At 72.4% G+C, this 15,546-nt stretch carries 12 protein-coding genes and 1 pseudogene; 8 read left to right on the top strand and 5 right to left on the bottom strand.

What is annotated here, in order from left to right:
- Positions 1-60 precede the first annotated feature (60 nt).
- Positions 61-1,113, bottom strand: a complete 1,053-nt coding sequence (locus ABZ858_RS17210) for an ABC transporter permease (protein WP_361378831.1) — start codon at positions 1,111-1,113, stop codon at positions 61-63.
- 317 nt (positions 1,114-1,430) lie between these two features.
- Here ABZ858_RS17210 and ABZ858_RS17215 point away from each other — a divergent pair, with 317 nt between their 5' ends.
- Entirely contained in the window at positions 1,431-2,858 is a 1,428-nt protein-coding gene (locus tag ABZ858_RS17215; RefSeq protein WP_361378289.1) for an amino acid permease, read from the top strand.
- Between the two features lie 49 nt (positions 2,859-2,907).
- Here ABZ858_RS17215 and ABZ858_RS17220 read toward each other — a convergent pair whose 3' ends face one another.
- Complete coding sequence (locus tag ABZ858_RS17220; RefSeq protein ID WP_361378292.1) at positions 2,908-4,299, bottom strand: FAD-dependent monooxygenase; 1,392 nt, start codon at positions 4,297-4,299, stop codon at positions 2,908-2,910.
- Between the two features lie 78 nt (positions 4,300-4,377).
- Here ABZ858_RS17220 and ABZ858_RS17225 point away from each other — a divergent pair, with 78 nt between their 5' ends.
- Positions 4,378-4,965 (top strand): helix-turn-helix domain-containing protein, encoded by a 588-nt coding sequence (locus ABZ858_RS17225; RefSeq protein ID WP_361378295.1) that lies wholly within the window; start codon positions 4,378-4,380, stop codon positions 4,963-4,965.
- Between the two features lie 135 nt (positions 4,966-5,100).
- Here ABZ858_RS17225 and ABZ858_RS17230 read toward each other — a convergent pair whose 3' ends face one another.
- Positions 5,101-8,475, bottom strand: coding sequence for a pyruvate carboxylase (locus tag ABZ858_RS17230; protein WP_361378298.1), 3,375 nt, complete (start codon positions 8,473-8,475; stop codon positions 5,101-5,103).
- A gap of 315 nt (positions 8,476-8,790) precedes the next feature.
- Between ABZ858_RS17230 and ABZ858_RS17235 the strand changes: the two genes are divergently transcribed.
- The 3 genes from ABZ858_RS17235 (at position 8,791) to ABZ858_RS17245 (ending at position 10,537) form a co-directional block, all read left to right on the top strand.
- Positions 8,791-9,582: a polysaccharide deacetylase family protein gene (locus tag ABZ858_RS17235; RefSeq protein ID WP_361378301.1), complete on the top strand. Its 792-nt coding sequence runs from the start codon at positions 8,791-8,793 to the stop codon at positions 9,580-9,582.
- A gap of 209 nt (positions 9,583-9,791) precedes the next feature.
- On the top strand, positions 9,792-10,271 hold the full coding sequence (locus ABZ858_RS17240; RefSeq protein ID WP_361378304.1) for an ATP-binding protein: 480 nt from the start codon (positions 9,792-9,794) through the stop codon (positions 10,269-10,271).
- Positions 10,272-10,342: 71 nt separating this feature from the next.
- Entirely contained in the window at positions 10,343-10,537 is a 195-nt protein-coding gene (locus tag ABZ858_RS17245; RefSeq protein ID WP_361378834.1) for an antitoxin, read from the top strand.
- Between the two features lie 4 nt (positions 10,538-10,541).
- Here the strand turns inward: ABZ858_RS17245 and ABZ858_RS17250 are convergent, their stop codons facing one another.
- Positions 10,542-11,336 carry an SAM-dependent methyltransferase gene (locus ABZ858_RS17250; protein WP_361378307.1) on the bottom strand — a complete coding sequence of 265 codons (795 nt, stop codon included), beginning with the start codon at positions 11,334-11,336 and terminating at the stop codon, positions 10,542-10,544.
- A 134-nt stretch (positions 11,337-11,470) separates the two neighbouring features.
- Positions 11,471-12,611, bottom strand: a pseudogene (locus ABZ858_RS17255) (enolase C-terminal domain-like protein); the annotation flags it as partial.
- Between the two features lie 210 nt (positions 12,612-12,821).
- On the opposite strand from ABZ858_RS17255, the gene ctaD reads away from it, so the two are divergent.
- The 3 genes from ctaD to ABZ858_RS17270 all read left to right on the top strand — a co-directional run bounded on the left by ctaD (position 12,822) and on the right by ABZ858_RS17270 (position 15,473).
- Positions 12,822-14,540 carry a cytochrome c oxidase subunit I gene (gene ctaD / locus ABZ858_RS17260; RefSeq protein ID WP_361378310.1) on the top strand — a complete coding sequence of 573 codons (1,719 nt, stop codon included), beginning with the start codon at positions 12,822-12,824 and terminating at the stop codon, positions 14,538-14,540.
- On the top strand, positions 14,537-14,926 hold the full coding sequence (locus ABZ858_RS17265) for a cytochrome c oxidase subunit 4 (RefSeq protein ID WP_361378313.1): 390 nt from the start codon (positions 14,537-14,539) through the stop codon (positions 14,924-14,926). The genes ctaD and ABZ858_RS17265 overlap by 4 nt, the downstream gene beginning before the upstream one ends.
- Before the next feature lie 76 nt (positions 14,927-15,002).
- Positions 15,003-15,473, top strand: a complete 471-nt coding sequence (locus ABZ858_RS17270; RefSeq protein ID WP_361378316.1) for an SPW repeat protein — start codon at positions 15,003-15,005, stop codon at positions 15,471-15,473.
- Positions 15,474-15,546 lie beyond the last annotated feature (73 nt).

The raw sequence follows: 15,546 nt of genomic DNA on the forward strand, positions 1-15,546 counted from the left end.
GCACCGCAGATCATGCCAGGACCGCCGTACGGGATCGATTACCTCCGGGGTCATGGGACGTCAGGGGGCCGCGTGCGCGGGGGTCGCCTGCCGGCCGCCGGGGTGGCGGTGCCGCCACACCCAGAAGACGGCGCAGGAGACCAGCGCCCAGGCCGTGAGCACCAGGAACGGGAAGGCGTGCTGGTGACCGGCGAAGTACACGGCCGTGTGCTGGGCGTTCACCGATCCGCCGGGCGGCAGCCAGCGGCCGATCCGGCCGAGCGGGGAGGGCAGCAGCGGCCAGGAGACCGCGCCGCCGGAGGACGGGTTGCCGAGCAGGACCATCAGCCCCCAGGTCGGGATCATGGCCCAGCGCCCGAACAGGGTGTTGAACATCGAGAAGACCATGCCGGTGGTGAACATCGTCAGCGCCAGGATCATCCAGGACTCGACGAACGGCAGGTGCAGCGCGCCCAGCATCCAGTCCACCACCGCGGCGATCACGAACCCGCCGAGCAGGGCGTAGGCGGCGGTGAACAGGATGCGCTCCAGCGGATTGAGGGCCCACGCGTGCACGCTGAGCTGAATGGCGCCGACGAAGCCGATGATCACGGCGGCCAGCGAGATGTAGAAGATCGCCAGCCCGCGCGGGTCGCCCTTCTGCAGCGGCTTGAGGTCGAGGACGACAACCGGCACGCCGGTGGCCTTGCCGACCTGCTGCGCCGCCTCCTCCAGCACCTGGGCGACCGTAGCCCCCGAGGCGCCGGACACGTCGAGCCGGACGGTGTTCCCGCCTTCGGGGACGTCGAGCACGGCGAAGACCTGCTGGTCGTCCACCGCCGCCCGGGCCGCGGGCAGGTTGTCGTACGGGTGCAGTTTGAGGGAGGCGGACAGGGCCTTCTCCATGCCGGTGATGAAGCGCCCGCCCTGCGGCTGGTCGTAGGCGCCGACGACGGCGGTGGGGATGGTGTGCGGGGTGGGGTTCGCCATGGCGTACGTGTAGGAGCCGGCGAAGAGTCCGGCGGCGGCGGCGAGGATCAGCACCAGGACGGAGGCGGGCAGGAAGGGGGACTCGCGGAAGGCGGCCCAGCGCTCGGCCGGGGTGGGCGGCCGGCCGTGCTCACCATGCGGCATCTCGGACATACCGACCACGCTAGGTCATCCTGCCGTCACTCCTCTCGCCGACGACCGGCACGCCCGCCCCGCCACCGCCGGGCCGAGGGAACGGATCGGAGCGGATCGGAGCGGATCAGAGCGGAACATCTGGTTCCGGCGGCACGGGAGGCGGGTGGACGATTCCCGGCCCAGGGGGCGCGCCGACGTACTTTTACCGGCCCGGGTGACCTCGCACGAGACAAAAACCGGTCATTTGGCGACAGGCCGGACGGTGCCGGACCATGGGTGCCGCCCGGCGATCCCGGGCACCCGTTCGACGAGAGGCGCACCACCCCATGCACGTCCCCGGAACCGTCCCGCCGTCGGCTCCGGCCCCGCAGGAAAGCCCCGCCGCCCCCTCGACCGGCACGCCCCCGAACAGCGCGCCCCCGACCGGCCCGTCCCCGGCCGCCGGCCGGCACACCCGCCGCTTCGGGCTGCCCGTCGCCACCGCCCTGGTCATGGGCAACATCATCGGCGGCGGCATCTTCCTGCTCCCGGCCTCCGTCGCCCCGTACGGCACGGTCAGCCTGGTCGCCTTCGGCGTCCTGACCGTCGGCGCGATCTGCCTGGCCCTGGTCTTCGGGCGGCTCGCCGGACGCGACCCGCGCACCGGCGGCCCCTACGTCTACGCCCGCGGGGCCTTCGGCGACTTCGCCGGTTTCCTGGCCGCGTGGGCGTACTGGATCACCACCTGGGTGTCGAACGCCGCGCTGGCCGTGGCCGCCGTCGGCTACCTCGACGTGCTGATCCCGGTGAACGGCCACCGCTGGAGCGCCTGCCTGGCCGCGCTCACCCTGCAGTGGCTGCCCGCGCTCGCCAACTTCGCGGGCACCCGGTACGTCGGCGCGGTGCAGTTCGTCTCGACCGTGCTCAAGTTCGTGCCGCTGCTGCTGGTGGCCGTCGGCGGGCTGTTCTTCTTCGACCCGCGCAACCTCGGCCCGTTCCACCCGGGCGGCGGCAGCGCGGTCGGCGCGGTCTCCGCCTCCGCCGCGATCCTGCTCTTCTCCTACCTCGGCGTGGAGTCCGCCGCCGTCAGCGCGGGTGAGGTCGAGAACCCCCGGCGCAATGTCGGGCGCGCCACCGTCATCGGCACCGCCGGAGCGGCGCTGGTCTACCTGCTGGGCACGCTGTCCGTCTTCGGCACGGTCGCCCACGACCGCCTGGTGGGGTCCACCGCCCCCTTCTCGGACGCCGTGAACGCCATGTTCGGCGGGTCCTGGGGCGGCTGGGCCGTCGCGCTGGCCGCGCTGGTGTCGATGACCGGCTGCCTCAACGGCTGGACGCTGCTGAGCGCCCAGACCCCGTACGCCGCCGCCGAGGACGGCCTGTTCCCCGCCGCCTTCGCGCGCCGGCGGCGGGGCGTGCCGACCTTCGGTGTCGCCGTCACCGTGGTCCTCGCCTCGCTGCTCACCGTCTACAACTACACGTCGGGTTCGGCGAAGGTCTTCCAGACCCTGGTCCTGGTCACCACCTTCACCGCCACCGTCCCCTATCTGCTGGCCACCGCCGCGCAGCTCTTCCATCTGGTCGCCGGCCGGCGTGAGCTGGTGGACCGGGGGCGCCTGGCGCGGGACGCCGTGGTCGCGGCGGTCGCCGCCGCCTTCTCCCTGTGGCTGGTCGCGGGCGCCGGGTACGCCGCGGTGTACCAGGGCGTGCTGTTCCTGTTCGCGGGCGTGCTCGTGTACGCCGTGATGGCCGGCCGGCGGCAGCGGACCGCGTGACTGCCCCGGCGGCCCGCCGCGCGCGCTGCCGGTCGGGCCGGGCAGCCGGTCAGGCCAGGTAGCCGTCCGGGCGGACGAGGACGCTGTCGCCGGGCGCGGCGGCGTAGGCCGTGTGGGCGTGTCCGTCCGTGTCGACGACGCAGGGCGCGACGCCGCTGTCGGCGGGCGGCACCGGCGCGCCGGGGCGCAGCACGCTGTACGTGTGCGGCTCGCCCGCGGGGGCGGCGGCGCCGAAGACCAGGCGGGTGGAGTGCGGTCCGCGGAAGAGGTCGAAGAGGCGGACGGGGGCGCCCGCGGCGTCGTGCACCGGGGCGTCGGGGGCGCGGTCGCCGCTGACGAGGCGGCCGGTGGCCTCGGGGTCGCGGTAGGTGATGTCGAGGCCGAAGCTCTCCTCGCCGCGGCGGTAGGCGTCCTCGCGGCCCTCGGCGTACCGGTTCAGGAGTTCGGTGCTGACGCCGAGCACCCGTGCCGCGACGGCGCGCCGCTCGGTCTCGTAGCGGTCGAGGTCGCGCTCGGCGGCGAGTCGCCAGCCGAGGCTGTAGGCGTCCTGGACGCCGGTGTTCATGCCCTGGCCGCCGGTCGGCGGGTGCACGTGGGCGGCGTCGCCGGCCAGGAAGACCCGGCCGGCGCGGTACCGCTCGGCCAGCCGCACATTGGGCCGCCACACCGTCGACCAGCCGTGTCCGGTCAGCCGCACACCGGCCGAGAAGCGGTCCAGGACGGCTTGCATGCTCTCCAGCGAGGCGTCGTCGCCGCTGCCCAGGACGGTGGCGAACTGGAACGTGCCGGTGCCCGGCAGCGGAGTCATGACGACGCCCGAGGCGGGGTCGCCGGGCGCGGCGAACCAGTGGCCGAGGGCCGGGTCGAGGTCCGGGGCGGTCACGTCCGCGACCAGCACGCGGAAGGTCTCGTCGGTGGTGCCGGGGAAGGCGACGCCGATCGCCTTGCGGACGAGGCTGGCGCCGCCGTCGGCCCCGACGAGGTAGTCGGCCCGGTCCGTCTCGCCGGTGGACAGCCGGGCGGTGACCCGTTCCCCGTCCTGTTCCAGACCGACCAGGCCGGTGCCGAGTTCGACCCGGACGCCCAGCTCGGCGAGGCGGGCGCGCAGGATCGCCTCCAGCTGCGACTGCCCCAGCACCCACGGGTTCGGGTACGGCACGTCGGGGCGGGGCTCGCGCAGGTCGACCATGCGGCGTTCACCGGCCGGGCGGCCGTCGAGGTGGACGCGGATCGCGGCCGGCGGCGCGCCCTCCTTCAGCACGGCCTCCAGGACGCCGAGGTCGTCGAAGACCTCCAGGGTGCGCGGCTGGATGCCGTCGCCGCGTGAGCCGTCGAAGAAGGCCAGGGCCTTGTCGACGATCCGGACCTCGACGCCGCGCCGGGCCAGGTCGATGCCCAGGGTGAGGCCGGTCGGACCGGCGCCGGCCACGAGTACACGCATAGTGAATCTCCATTCAGTGAATGTAGATTCATCGTGGGGGCTGCTAGCGTGCGCTGTCAAGCAGACGAGGAGAACGGCGTGAAGCGTGCGGCGCAGGCGGCTGACACGAGGGCCGCGCTGATCGAGGCGGCCAAGCGGCTGTTCGCCACGCGCGGCTATCTCAACACCAAGATCACCGACATCACGGCGGAGGCCGGGCGCTCGGCGGGCTCCTTCTACAACCACTTCGCGGGCAAGGAAGAGCTGCTGGAGGCGCTGCTCGCGGAGGTCGGCGCGGCGGGCGACCGCGAGGCGAGCAGCGCCGAGCACAAGGCCGACTTCACCGACCCCGAGGCGATCCGCCGGCATGTCGCCGGGTACGCGCGGGTGTACCGGGAGCACGCGGCGACCATGCTCGCGCTGCACCAGGCGGCGCTGGTGGACGAGGACTTCGCCCGCACCCTGCGCGCCTGGCGCCGTACCCAGTTCGACGATCTGCGCGACCACCTGGCGCACATCCCTGACCTGCCGGCCTCCCCCACGGTCACTCTCACCCTGCTGGCCTCGATGTTCGACAGCCTCGGCCAGCTGTGGCCGGACATCCCCGAGGAGGAGGCCGTCGAGGTGATCACCCGGTTCGCCTACCGGGCGCTCAACGGCCGGGACCTCCCGGCCCGTCGGCCCTGACGGCGCACGGCGTACGGCGTACGGAAAAGGGGGCGCCGGCCACCGTTTCCGGCAGCGGCGCCCCCTGAGACCCTGTGCCCCTGCCGCCCGGCGTTCGGGTCGGGCCGGGCCGGGCCAGGCCGGGCCAGGCCGGGCTCAGCGGACCTCGATCAGCAGATCGCCGCCCTCCACCTGCTGGATGCGGTTGACGGCGAGCCGGCCCACCCGGCCGGCCTGGGGGGAGGTGATGGCGGCCTCCATCTTCATCGCCTCGATGGTGGCGATGGTCGCCCCGGCCGCCACCTCGTCGCCCTCGGCCACCGCGAGCGTCACCACACCGGCGAACGGCGCCGCGACATGGCCCGGGTCGGTGCGGTCGGCCTTCTCCGTCACCGGGACGTCCGAGGCCGCGGCGGTGTCCCGCACCTGGATGGGGCGCAGTTGCCCGTTCAGCGAGGACATCACGGTGCGCATGCCGCGTTCGTCCGCCTCACCGACGGCCTGCAACTCGATCAGCAGCCGTACGCCCGGCTCCAGGTCGACGGCGTACTCCTTGGCGGGGCGCAGTCCGTAGAAGAAGTCCTTGCTGTCCAGCACGCTGGTGTCGCCGAAGGACTGGCGGTGGTTCTCGAAGTCGCGGGTGGGACCCGGGAACAGCAGCCGGTTGAGGGTGGCGCGCGGTGTCTTCTCCAGGCCCTCGCGGTCCTCGGCGGTCAGTTCGGCCACCGGCTTGGCCTCGGCGCGGCCCTTGAGCGCCTTGGTGCGGAACGGCTCGGGCCAGCCGCCGGGCGGGGTGCCCAGTTCGCCGCGCAGGAAGCCGATCACGGAGTCCGGGATGTCGAAGGTGTCGGGGGACTGCTCGAAGTCCTCCGGGGCGACCCCGGCGCCCACCAGGTGCAGGGCGAGGTCCCCGACCACCTTGGACGAGGGGGTGACCTTCACCAGGCGGCCCAGGATGCGGTCGGCGGCCGCGTACATCGCCTCGATCTCCTCGAAGCGGTCCCCGAGGCCCAGCGCGACCGCCTGGGTGCGCAGGTTGGACAGCTGGCCGCCGGGGATCTCGTGGTGGTAGACGCGGCCGGTCGGGGCGGCGAGGCCCGCCTCGAAGGGGGCGTAGATCCGGCGCACGCTCTCCCAGTACGGCTCCAGGTCCCCGACCGCCTTGAGGTCCAGGCCGGTGGGCCGCTCGGAGTGGTCGGTGGCGGCCACCAGCGCCGACAGCGACGGCTGGGAGGTGGTGCCGGCCATCGAGGCGACCGCGCCGTCCACCGCGTCGGCGCCCGCCTGGACCGCGGCCAGGTAGGTGGCGAGCTGGCCGCCCGCGGTGTCGTGGGTGTGCAGGTGCACGGGCAGGCCGAACTCCCGGCGCAGCGCCGACACCAGCCGGGCGGCGGCCGGGGCGCGCAGCAGCCCGGCCATGTCCTTGACGGCCAGCACGTGCGCGCCGGCCTCGACGATCTGCTCGGCCAGGCGGAGGTAGTAGTCCAGGGTGTAGAGGCGTTCGGCGGGGTCGCACAGGTCGGCGGTGTAGCACAGGGCGACCTCGGCGACGGCCGTCCCGGTCTCCCGTACGGCGTCGATGGCCGGGCGCATCTGGCCGACGTCGTTGAGCGCGTCGAAGATGCGGAAGATGTCGATGCCGGTGGCCGCGGCCTCTCGCACGAAGGCGTCGGTGACCTCGGTGGGGTACGGGGTGTAGCCCACGGTGTTGCGGCCGCGCAGCAGCATCTGCAGGCAGATGTTGGGCACCGCCTCGCGCAGGGCGGCCAGCCGTTCCCAGGGGTCCTCGGCGAGGAAGCGCAGGGCCACGTCGTAGGTGGCGCCGCCCCAGCACTCCAGGGAGAGCAGTCCGGGCAGGGTGCGGGCGACGACCGGGGCGACGGCGAGCAGGTCCCTGGTGCGTACCCGGGTGGCCAGCAGGGACTGGTGGGCGTCGCGGAAGGTGGTGTCGGTGACGCCGAGCAGGGGTGCCTCGCGCAGCGCGCGGGCGAAGCCCTCGGGGCCGAGTTCGACCAGGCGCTGCCGGGAGCCCGCGGGCACCTCGCCGGCCGGCAGCGGCGGGAGCTTGGTGGCCGGGTCGATGGTCTCGGGGCGTTCGCCGTGCGGCTTGTTGACGGTGACGTCGGCGAGGTAGGTGAGCAGCTTGGTGCCGCGGTCGGCGGAGGAGCGGGCGGTGAGCAGGTACGGGCGCTGCTCGATGAACGAGGTGGTGACCCGCCCGGCCTGGAAGTCGGGGTCGTCCAGGACGGCCTGGAGGAAGGGGATGTTGGTGGCGACGCCGCGGATGCGGAACTCGGCGACCGCGCGCCGGGCGCGGCCGATGGCGGCCTGGAAGTCGCGGCCCCGGCAGGTGAGTTTGACCAGCATGGAGTCGAAGTGCGCGCTGATCTCGGTGCCGGCGTGGGTGGTGCCGCCGTCCAGGCGGATGCCCGAGCCGCCCGGGGAGCGGTAGGCGCTGATCCGGCCGGTGTCGGGGCGGAACCCGTTGGCCGGGTCCTCGGTGGTGATCCGGCACTGCAGGGCGGCGCCGCGCAACCGCACGGTGTCCTGGGACAGTCCGAGGCCGGCCAGCGACTCGCCGGCCGCGATGCGCAGCTGGGCCTGGACCAGATCGACGTCGGTGACCTCCTCGGTCACCGTGTGCTCGACCTGGATGCGCGGGTTCATCTCGATGAAGACGTGGTGGCCGGCGGGATCGAGCAGGAACTCCACGGTGCCCGCGTTGCGGTAGCCGATCTCGCGGGCGAAGCGCACCGCGTCGGCGCAGATCCGCTCGCGCAGCGCCGGGTCGAGGTTGGGCGCGGGGGCGAGTTCGATCACCTTCTGGTGGCGGCGCTGAAGCGAGCAGTCGCGCTCGAAGAGGTGGATGACGTTCCCCTCGCCGTCGGCGAGGATCTGCACCTCGATGTGGCGGGGTTCGACGACGGCCTTCTCCAGGAAGACGGTGGGGTCACCGAAGGCGGAGGCGGCCTCGCGGGAGGCGGCCTCGATGGACTCGCGCAGCGCGGCCGGGTCCTCGACCCGCCGCATGCCGCGCCCGCCGCCGCCCGCGACGGCCTTCACGAAGACGGGGAAGCCGATGTCCTCGGCGGCGCGGACCAGTTCGTCCACGTCGGTGGAGGGCGCCGAGGAGCCGAGCACGGGCACGCCGGCGGCCCGGGCGGCGGCCACCGCGCGGGCCTTGTTCCCGGTGAGTTCGAGGGTGTCGGCGTCCGGGCCGACGAAGGTGATGCCCGCCTGTTCGCAGGCGCGGGCCAGTTCCGGGTTCTCGGAGAGGAACCCGTAGCCGGGGTAGACGGCGTCCGCGCCCGCCTGCTGCGCCGCGCGGACGATCTCCTCCACGGAGAGGTAGGCGCGCACCGGGTGCCCCGGCTCACCGATCTCGTACGCCTCGTCGGCCTTCAGCCGGTGCAGCGAGTTGCGGTCCTCGTGGGGGAAGACGGCGACGGTGCGCGCGCCGAGTTCGTAGCCGGCGCGGAACGCGCGAATCGCGATCTCGCCTCGGTTGGCGACCAGTACCTTGCGGAACATCCTGGATCCCTTCGGCCTGCCGGGTGACGAGGACCATGGTGTCGGCGCCGCTCCCGGCACGCCATGTGAGCCGGGCCACTTGTTTCCGAGTCTCCCCCGGGCGGGCCTGCCCACGGGGGCGCGGGGCGGTGGACGCGGGGTCCGTGCCGGGCCCGACGGGCCGTCAGGAGGGAGCCGGGGCGGGCGTGGTGTCGCCGGGCGGCGGCGGAATTGTCCGTGATCAGTAACAGAGGGCGCCCGCGGGATCCCGCCGGGACGTTTCCCCGTCATCCAAGGTGCGCAGGAACTCGGAGACGACACGGAGCGGGGCGGGGCATGGTGCGGCATGGCGGCGGACGGGGATGGCACGGTCGGGTGCTGGCGGCGGCTCTCGGAGTGACCGCGGTGGCGGCCGCCACCTCGGTGTGGACCGCGCAGGCCGAGTCCTCCGGGGGGCACAAGTCGCCGGCGGCGATATCGGGGCAGCCGTCCACGCCGCAGGCGGGCGGCCAGGACGCCGCGAAGGTGGATGTGTCCATCGCGCACTCCTCGGACAAGGGCCCCCGGGGCGTCAACATCACGATCGACGACGGACCGGACCCCACCTGGACCCCGCAGGTGCTCCAGGTGCTGCGCGACTTCGGCGTGAAGGCGACGTTCTGCATGGTCGGTACGCAGGCCAAGGCGCACCCCGACATGGTCAAGGCGGTGGTGGCGGCCGGTCACCGGCTGTGCGACCACACGGTGTCGCACGACACGGCCATGGACCACAAGCCGGAGTCGTACCAGTCCAAGGAGATCCTCGACGCCGAGAAGATGATCACCGACGCCTCCGGGGGTGTCCGGCCGATGTACTACCGGGCGCCGGGCGGCGCGTTCACCCCGTACAGCCGGCAGCTCGCCGCCTCCCACGGGATGCGGCCGCTGGGCTGGAACGTGGACACCAAGGACTTCGAGCACCCGGGTACGGCGGCCATCGTCGCCACCGTGAAGAAGGAGGTCGCCAACGGGCCGACCGTCCTCTTCCACGACGCGGGCGGCAACCGCGCCCAGACCGTGGCCGCGCTGCGCGAGGTGCTGCCCTGGCTGAAGCAGCAGGGGTACTCCTTCGGCTTCCCGGTGCGCTGACCTCGTCTCCACGGGTCCCGCGGTGGCCGGCCACCGCCACTACTGGTGACCGACGACCGAGCCCGGCAGGCCCCTCGCGCCCCCTGCGGCGCGGGGGGTTTATCGCGTGTTCCCGTGCTCGTGGACGAGGAACGGACTGTTCCGCGTGGGGCTGGGTAGCCGGAGTAACGGAAGAGATGTAACACAGTGTGACAATACGAGGCAACCTTATGGCCATCCCGCTTAGGCAGAAGGCGTCGGATGAGCCGGACCGCAACGGGGACACCCCCGTCGCGCTGCGCTGGAACGCCCACTGGGACAGCGGCGAGATCACCGCCGCCGAAGCCCGCGCAGCCGTCGGAAGATTCCTGGAGCGCGTCCGTGTCACCGGCCCCGCCCCCGTTCCCGACCGCGTGGTACAGGACGCGCAACTCGTGGTCAGCGAGCTGATCACCAACGTCGTACGGCACGCTCCGGGCCCCTGCGGGCTGAGCCTGGAAGCGGAACCCGAAGGCGGGATCGTCCGCATCTCGGTGTGGGACACCTCGCCGCTGCCGCCCCGGCCCCGCGCGCCCGACGCCGGCCGGGTGGGCGGTCACGGCCTGGAGATCGTCCAGGCACTCAGCGACACCGTAACCGTCACGGATCGTGAAGGCGGCAAGCAGATCACCGCGCGACTCGTCCTGCCCGCCGCCCCCGGGCAGCACTGAGCCGGCTGCGGATGCGCGCCTCGTGGGGGTCGGCCATGCTGGGAATGAACCACGCCGTGAAGGAGTACGCGATGAGCATGATGGACAAGCTCAAGGGCCTCATCAAGGGGCACGAGGAGCAGGCCGGCAAGGGCATCGACAAGGGCGGCGACTACCTCGACGAGCGCACCCAGGGCAAGTACAGCGGCCAGGTGGACACCGCTCAGGACAAGCTCCGCCAGCAGCTGGGCGACCAGGACCGGGGCACCGACCAGCCGCCGCGCTGACCGGTCAGGGGACGCGGGCCACAGCGGCGTAGATGCCGCTGTCCTCGGGCTCGGGCGCGGGTGACGTCCGGTACCACTCGGGCGCGGTCACCAGCCCGGGCTCGATCAGTTCCAGGCCCTCGAAGAAGCGGGCGACCTCCGGACGGGTGCGGAAGCCGAGACGGATACCGCCCTTGGCGTACTCGTCGACGACCTTCCGCACCAGTTCCGGGAACAGGTCGGAAGCCGCGTGCGACAGCACGAGGTAGCTGCCCGAGGGCAGCGCGCCGAGCAGCTCCCCCACGATGCCGTGGGCGTCCTGGTCGTCGGGGATGAAGTGCATGAGCGCGATCAGCGACAGCACGACGGGCCGGTCGAAGTCCAGGACGGTCCGGGCGTGTTCGAGGATCTGGTCCGGCCGGCGCACATCGGCCTCGATGTAGTCGGTGGACCCCTCGGGCCGGCTCACCAGCAGCGCCTCGGCGTGCCGCAGCACGATCGGGTCGTTGTCCGTGTAGACGACCCGGGCGGTGGGGACCGCGCGCTGCACGATCTGGTGCAGGTTGGGCTCGGTCGGGATGCCGGTGCCGATGTCGAGGAACTGGTCCAGGCCCTGCGCGGCCAGCCAGGCCGCCGCGCGGTGCATGAACGCGCGGTTGTGCCGGGCGGCGTCATGCGCCTCGGGCGGGAGCCGGCGCCCGACGGCCTCGTCCACGGGGTAGTTGTCCTTGCCGCCGAGCAGCCAGTCGTAGACCCGGGCCGGATGGGCCTTGCTGGTGTCTATCTGCGGGGACGGGAGGTCGGGGGTTCCGGTCGCCATGGCGGACTCCGTCGTGCGAGTGGATCATGCGGGAATGTCGATCACCGCAGTCTCGCACACCGATTCCCGTGCCGGTAAGGACAGTTGTCCCGGCTTCCGGGCGGCCGGCCCGTCCCGGCGCCGGGTGCGGGTCGGGCCGGCCGCTCCCGGTACACGCGGTGGGGTTCCGCGTCGGACCACCGGACCTCCAGGCCGAGCCCGGGCCGGCCGGGGTCGGGCCGCAGCGCGCCGCCGTCCGGTGACAGTGCGCCGTCGAAGGCCCGCCGCTCGAAGCGCACCTGGTCGTGGAAGTACTCCAGGTGCCGCAGCCGGCGCACGGCGCAGTACGCGTGGGCGGAGACGGCGGGGGCGCAGTGCGCGGACAGGTCCAGGTGCCGGGCCGCCGCGAGGCCGGCGGCCTCCAGGACGCCGGTGACGCCGCCGCAGCGGGTGACGTCCGCCTGGAGGCAGTCCACCGCCCCCGCCTCGACGAGGTCGACGAAGTCGCGGCTGGTGTACGCGTACTCCCCCGCGGCGATCTCCAGCCGCGCCGGACCGCGTTCCCGCAGCGTCCGCAGGCCCTCGATGTCCGCGGAGCCGACCGGCTCCTCGAACCACCGCACGTCCCACTCGTCGTGGAACCGGTGCGCCCAGTACAGCGCCTCCTTGCGGCCGAGCGCGCCGTCGGCGTCGGTGAGCAGTTCGGGCGCGTCGCCGATCGCCTCGCGCACGGCGGTGAGCCGCCGCGGGTCGCGCTCGGGGTCCCGGGAGGTCTTGAGCTTCACCCGCCCGATGCCCTGTTCCACCCAGCCGCCCGGCTGTCCGGCGAGACGGTCCGGCGGGTGGTCGGTGAAGCCGCCGCCGCCGTAGACCGGGACGCGGTCGTGGTGGGCCGGCAGCAGGTGGAGCAGGGCAGGTCCAGCAGCCTGGCCTTGAGGTCCCACAGGGCGATGTCCGCGCCGGACACCGCCATCGCCCCCACGCCGGGGCGTCCGGCGTTGCGGATCCGCCGGCCCATCAACTCCCCCAGCCGGGGGGCGAGGAGGGGGCCTGTCCCTGGAGCAGCGGGGCGACCTCGCCGGACAGGAACGCGGCGGCGGACACGTCACCGTAGGTGTAGCCGGTGCCGGTGCGCCCGCCGGCGTGCACCCGGACCAGGACCATGGTGGCGGCGTCCCATTCCAGGGTGCCGTCCTGTTCCGTGCCGCCCGGGCCGTCGGTGGGCAGTTCGAAGGCGTGCACGTCGACGGCGTCGATCCGGCACCCGCTCAGCGCCCCGCCGGCCACCTGTGCCATGTCTGACTCCCTGGGGACAGTTGTGCCGTCACCGCTGCCGTCACCGCTGGGTGACCCGCGCCGGGCGGCGCACACGCCGTGGTCACCCGGGAGACGGAACGCGCGGGGCAGGTGGCGCAAGCCCCGCATGGGGCGGCGGCCGAACGGGACCGAATGACTCACCTGCCCTCCGGTGCCGAGTCGCGGGTCCTCAGCGCGTGGAGGGCGCCCATGTCACCGACACATCCCGGCCCGGCCGGACCCCGGCGCACCGTCCGGCCGCCCCGGGGCGGCGCCGGTGAGACGATCCGGGACTGCCTGACCACGACCGATCACAAGAAGATCGGCAACCTGTATCTGGTCACCTCGTTCGGCTTCTTCCTGGCCGCCGGTGTCATGGCGCTGCTGATGCGGGCGGAACTGGCCCGGCCCGGGCTGCAGATCATGGACGAGAACCAGTACAACCAGCTGTTCACGATCCACGGCACGATCATGATGCTGCTGTTCGCGACGCCCACCTTCGCCGGGTTCACCAACGCGATCATGCCGTTGCAGATCGGCGCCCCCGATGTGGCCTTTCCCCGGCTCAACGCCCTCACCTACTGGTTCTTCCTGTTCGGCGGGCTCACCGTGCTGTCCGGGTTCACGGTCGACGGGGGCGCGGCGCCGTTCGGCTGGTTCGCCTACGCGCCGCTGAACAGTTCCGTGCACACCCCGGGCCACGGCGGAGACCTGTGGGTGATGGGCCTGGTGGTCGCGGGCCTGAGCACCACACTGGGTGCCGTCAACTTCATCGCCACCATCCTGTGCCTGCGCGCGCCGGGCATGACCATGTTCCGGATGCCGATCTTCACCTGGAACGCGCTGTTCACCTCGATCCTGGTGCTGCTGGCCTTCCCGGTGCTGACGGCGGCGCTGCTGGCGCTGGAGGCCGACCGCAAGTTCGGCGCGCACATCTACGACCCGGCCGACGGCGGGGCGCTGCTGTGGCAGCACCTGTTCTGGTTCTTCGGCCATCCGGAGGTGTACATCGTGGCGCTGCCGTTCTTCGGCGTGGTCACGGAGATCATCCCGGTGTTCAGCCGCAAGCCGGTCTTCGGGTACGTCGGCATGGTGGGCGCGACGATCGCGATCACCATGCTGTCGGCGACCGTGTGGGCGCACCACATGTTCGCCACCGGCGGGGTGCTGCTGCCGTTCTTCTCCCTGCTGTCGTACCTGATCGCCGTCCCCACGGGGGTGAAGTTCTTCAACTGGATCGGCACGATGTGGCGGGGCAGCGTCTCCTTCGAGACGCCGATGCTGTGGTCGATCGGGTTCCTGGTCACCTTCCTGCTCGGCGGGCTCAGCGGGGTGCTGATCGCCTCGCCGCCGCTGGACTTCCACCTGACCGACAGCTACTTCATCGTCGCCCATCTGCACTACGTGCTGTTCGGGACGATCGTCTTCGCGATGTTCGGCGGGTTCTCCTTCTGGTGGCCGAAGCTGACGGGCCGGATGCTGGACGAGCGGCTGGGGAAGATCCAGTTCTGGACGCTGTTCGTCGGCTTCCAGACCACGTTCCTCGTCCAGCACTGGCTGGGCGAGATGGGCATGCCCCGGCGGTACGCCGACTATCTCGCCGCCGACGGGTTCACCGCGCTGAACACCGTCTCCTCGATCGGCGCCTTCCTGATCGGGCTGTCCAACCTGCCGTTCTTCTACAACGTGTGGAAGACCGCCCGGTACGGGGAGAAGGTGACGGTGGACGACCCCTGGGGCTACGGCAGGTCCCTGGAGTGGGCGACCTCGTGTCCGCCGCCCCGGCACAACTTCACCGCGCTGCCGCGCGTGCGGTCCGACTCGCCCGCCTTCGACCTGCACCACCCGGAGGTCGTGCGGGAACTGCCGGCGGCGCCGCACGGCACCGCGGAGCCCACCCAAGACCCGCTGGGGGCGCGGAGCGAATGAAATCCGAGTCGTATCTCTTCGCCGGTGTGGCCGTGTTCTTCCTGCTCACCGATGTGGCCTACGGCTGGTTCGCGCGGGAGCCGGCCGGTGTCGCCGCGCTGACCGTGTCCTGCTTCATGGCGTCGGTGATCGCCTTCTTCTGCCTGGTCAACCACCGGCGCAGGGGCGAGCGCCCGGAGGACCGGGCGACCGGTGAGATCCACGAACGCAGCGGCCATGTCGGCTTCTTCCCGCCGAGGAGCGGCCGCCCGGTCGTGACCGCCGCGGGCGTCACCGTCTGCGCGATCGGTGTCGTCTACGGGCTGTGGCTGTTCGTCATCGGCTTCGGTGTGCTCGCCGTCGGGCTGATCGGCATGGTGCTGGAGTTCGTGGAGAAACCGGGATAAAAGGCGCATAAGTCACCCGTACGGGGGAACCCTTGCAGCAGGCAAAGGAACCCCTTTTGGAGAGGAGACGACAGGAATGTCGTATCCACATCGCTCCAGTGACGTGGGCACCCATCCGGAGATGATGGGCTCGCATCCCGAGATGGCGGAGATGCGGGAACGCCTTGAGCGCACGGCCTCGACCCCACCGGCGATCGCCGTGGAGGGCCTGATCGTCCTGGCCGGCCTCTACGCCGCGATCTCCCCCTGGGTCGTGCACTTCGCGATCCAGCCCGCCATCACCGTCAACAACCTGATCGTCGGGATCACCATCGGCGTGATCGGACTCGGCCTGGCCCTGGCCCCGGAGCGCATGTTCCGACTGGCCTGGGCGCTCGTGCCGCTCGGCATCTGGCTGTTCATCTCGCCGTGGGTGGTGACCCTCACGCACGGCGCGCGGGCGGGCATCGTCTGGAGCAACTGCTGGGTCGGTGCGGTGACCGCTCTTCTGGGTCTGGCCGCGATGGGGATGACCATCGGCATGGCACGCCGAGGCCGTCGCCGGTGACCCCACCGGCAAGACCGTCGTGCCCGCACCCTGACGTGCGGGCACGACGCGTGGGCCGCCCCCGGCTCACCCC

The organism is Streptomyces sp. NPDC047017 (assembly GCF_040644175.1).
Lineage (GTDB): Bacteria > Actinomycetota > Actinomycetes > Streptomycetales > Streptomycetaceae > Streptomyces.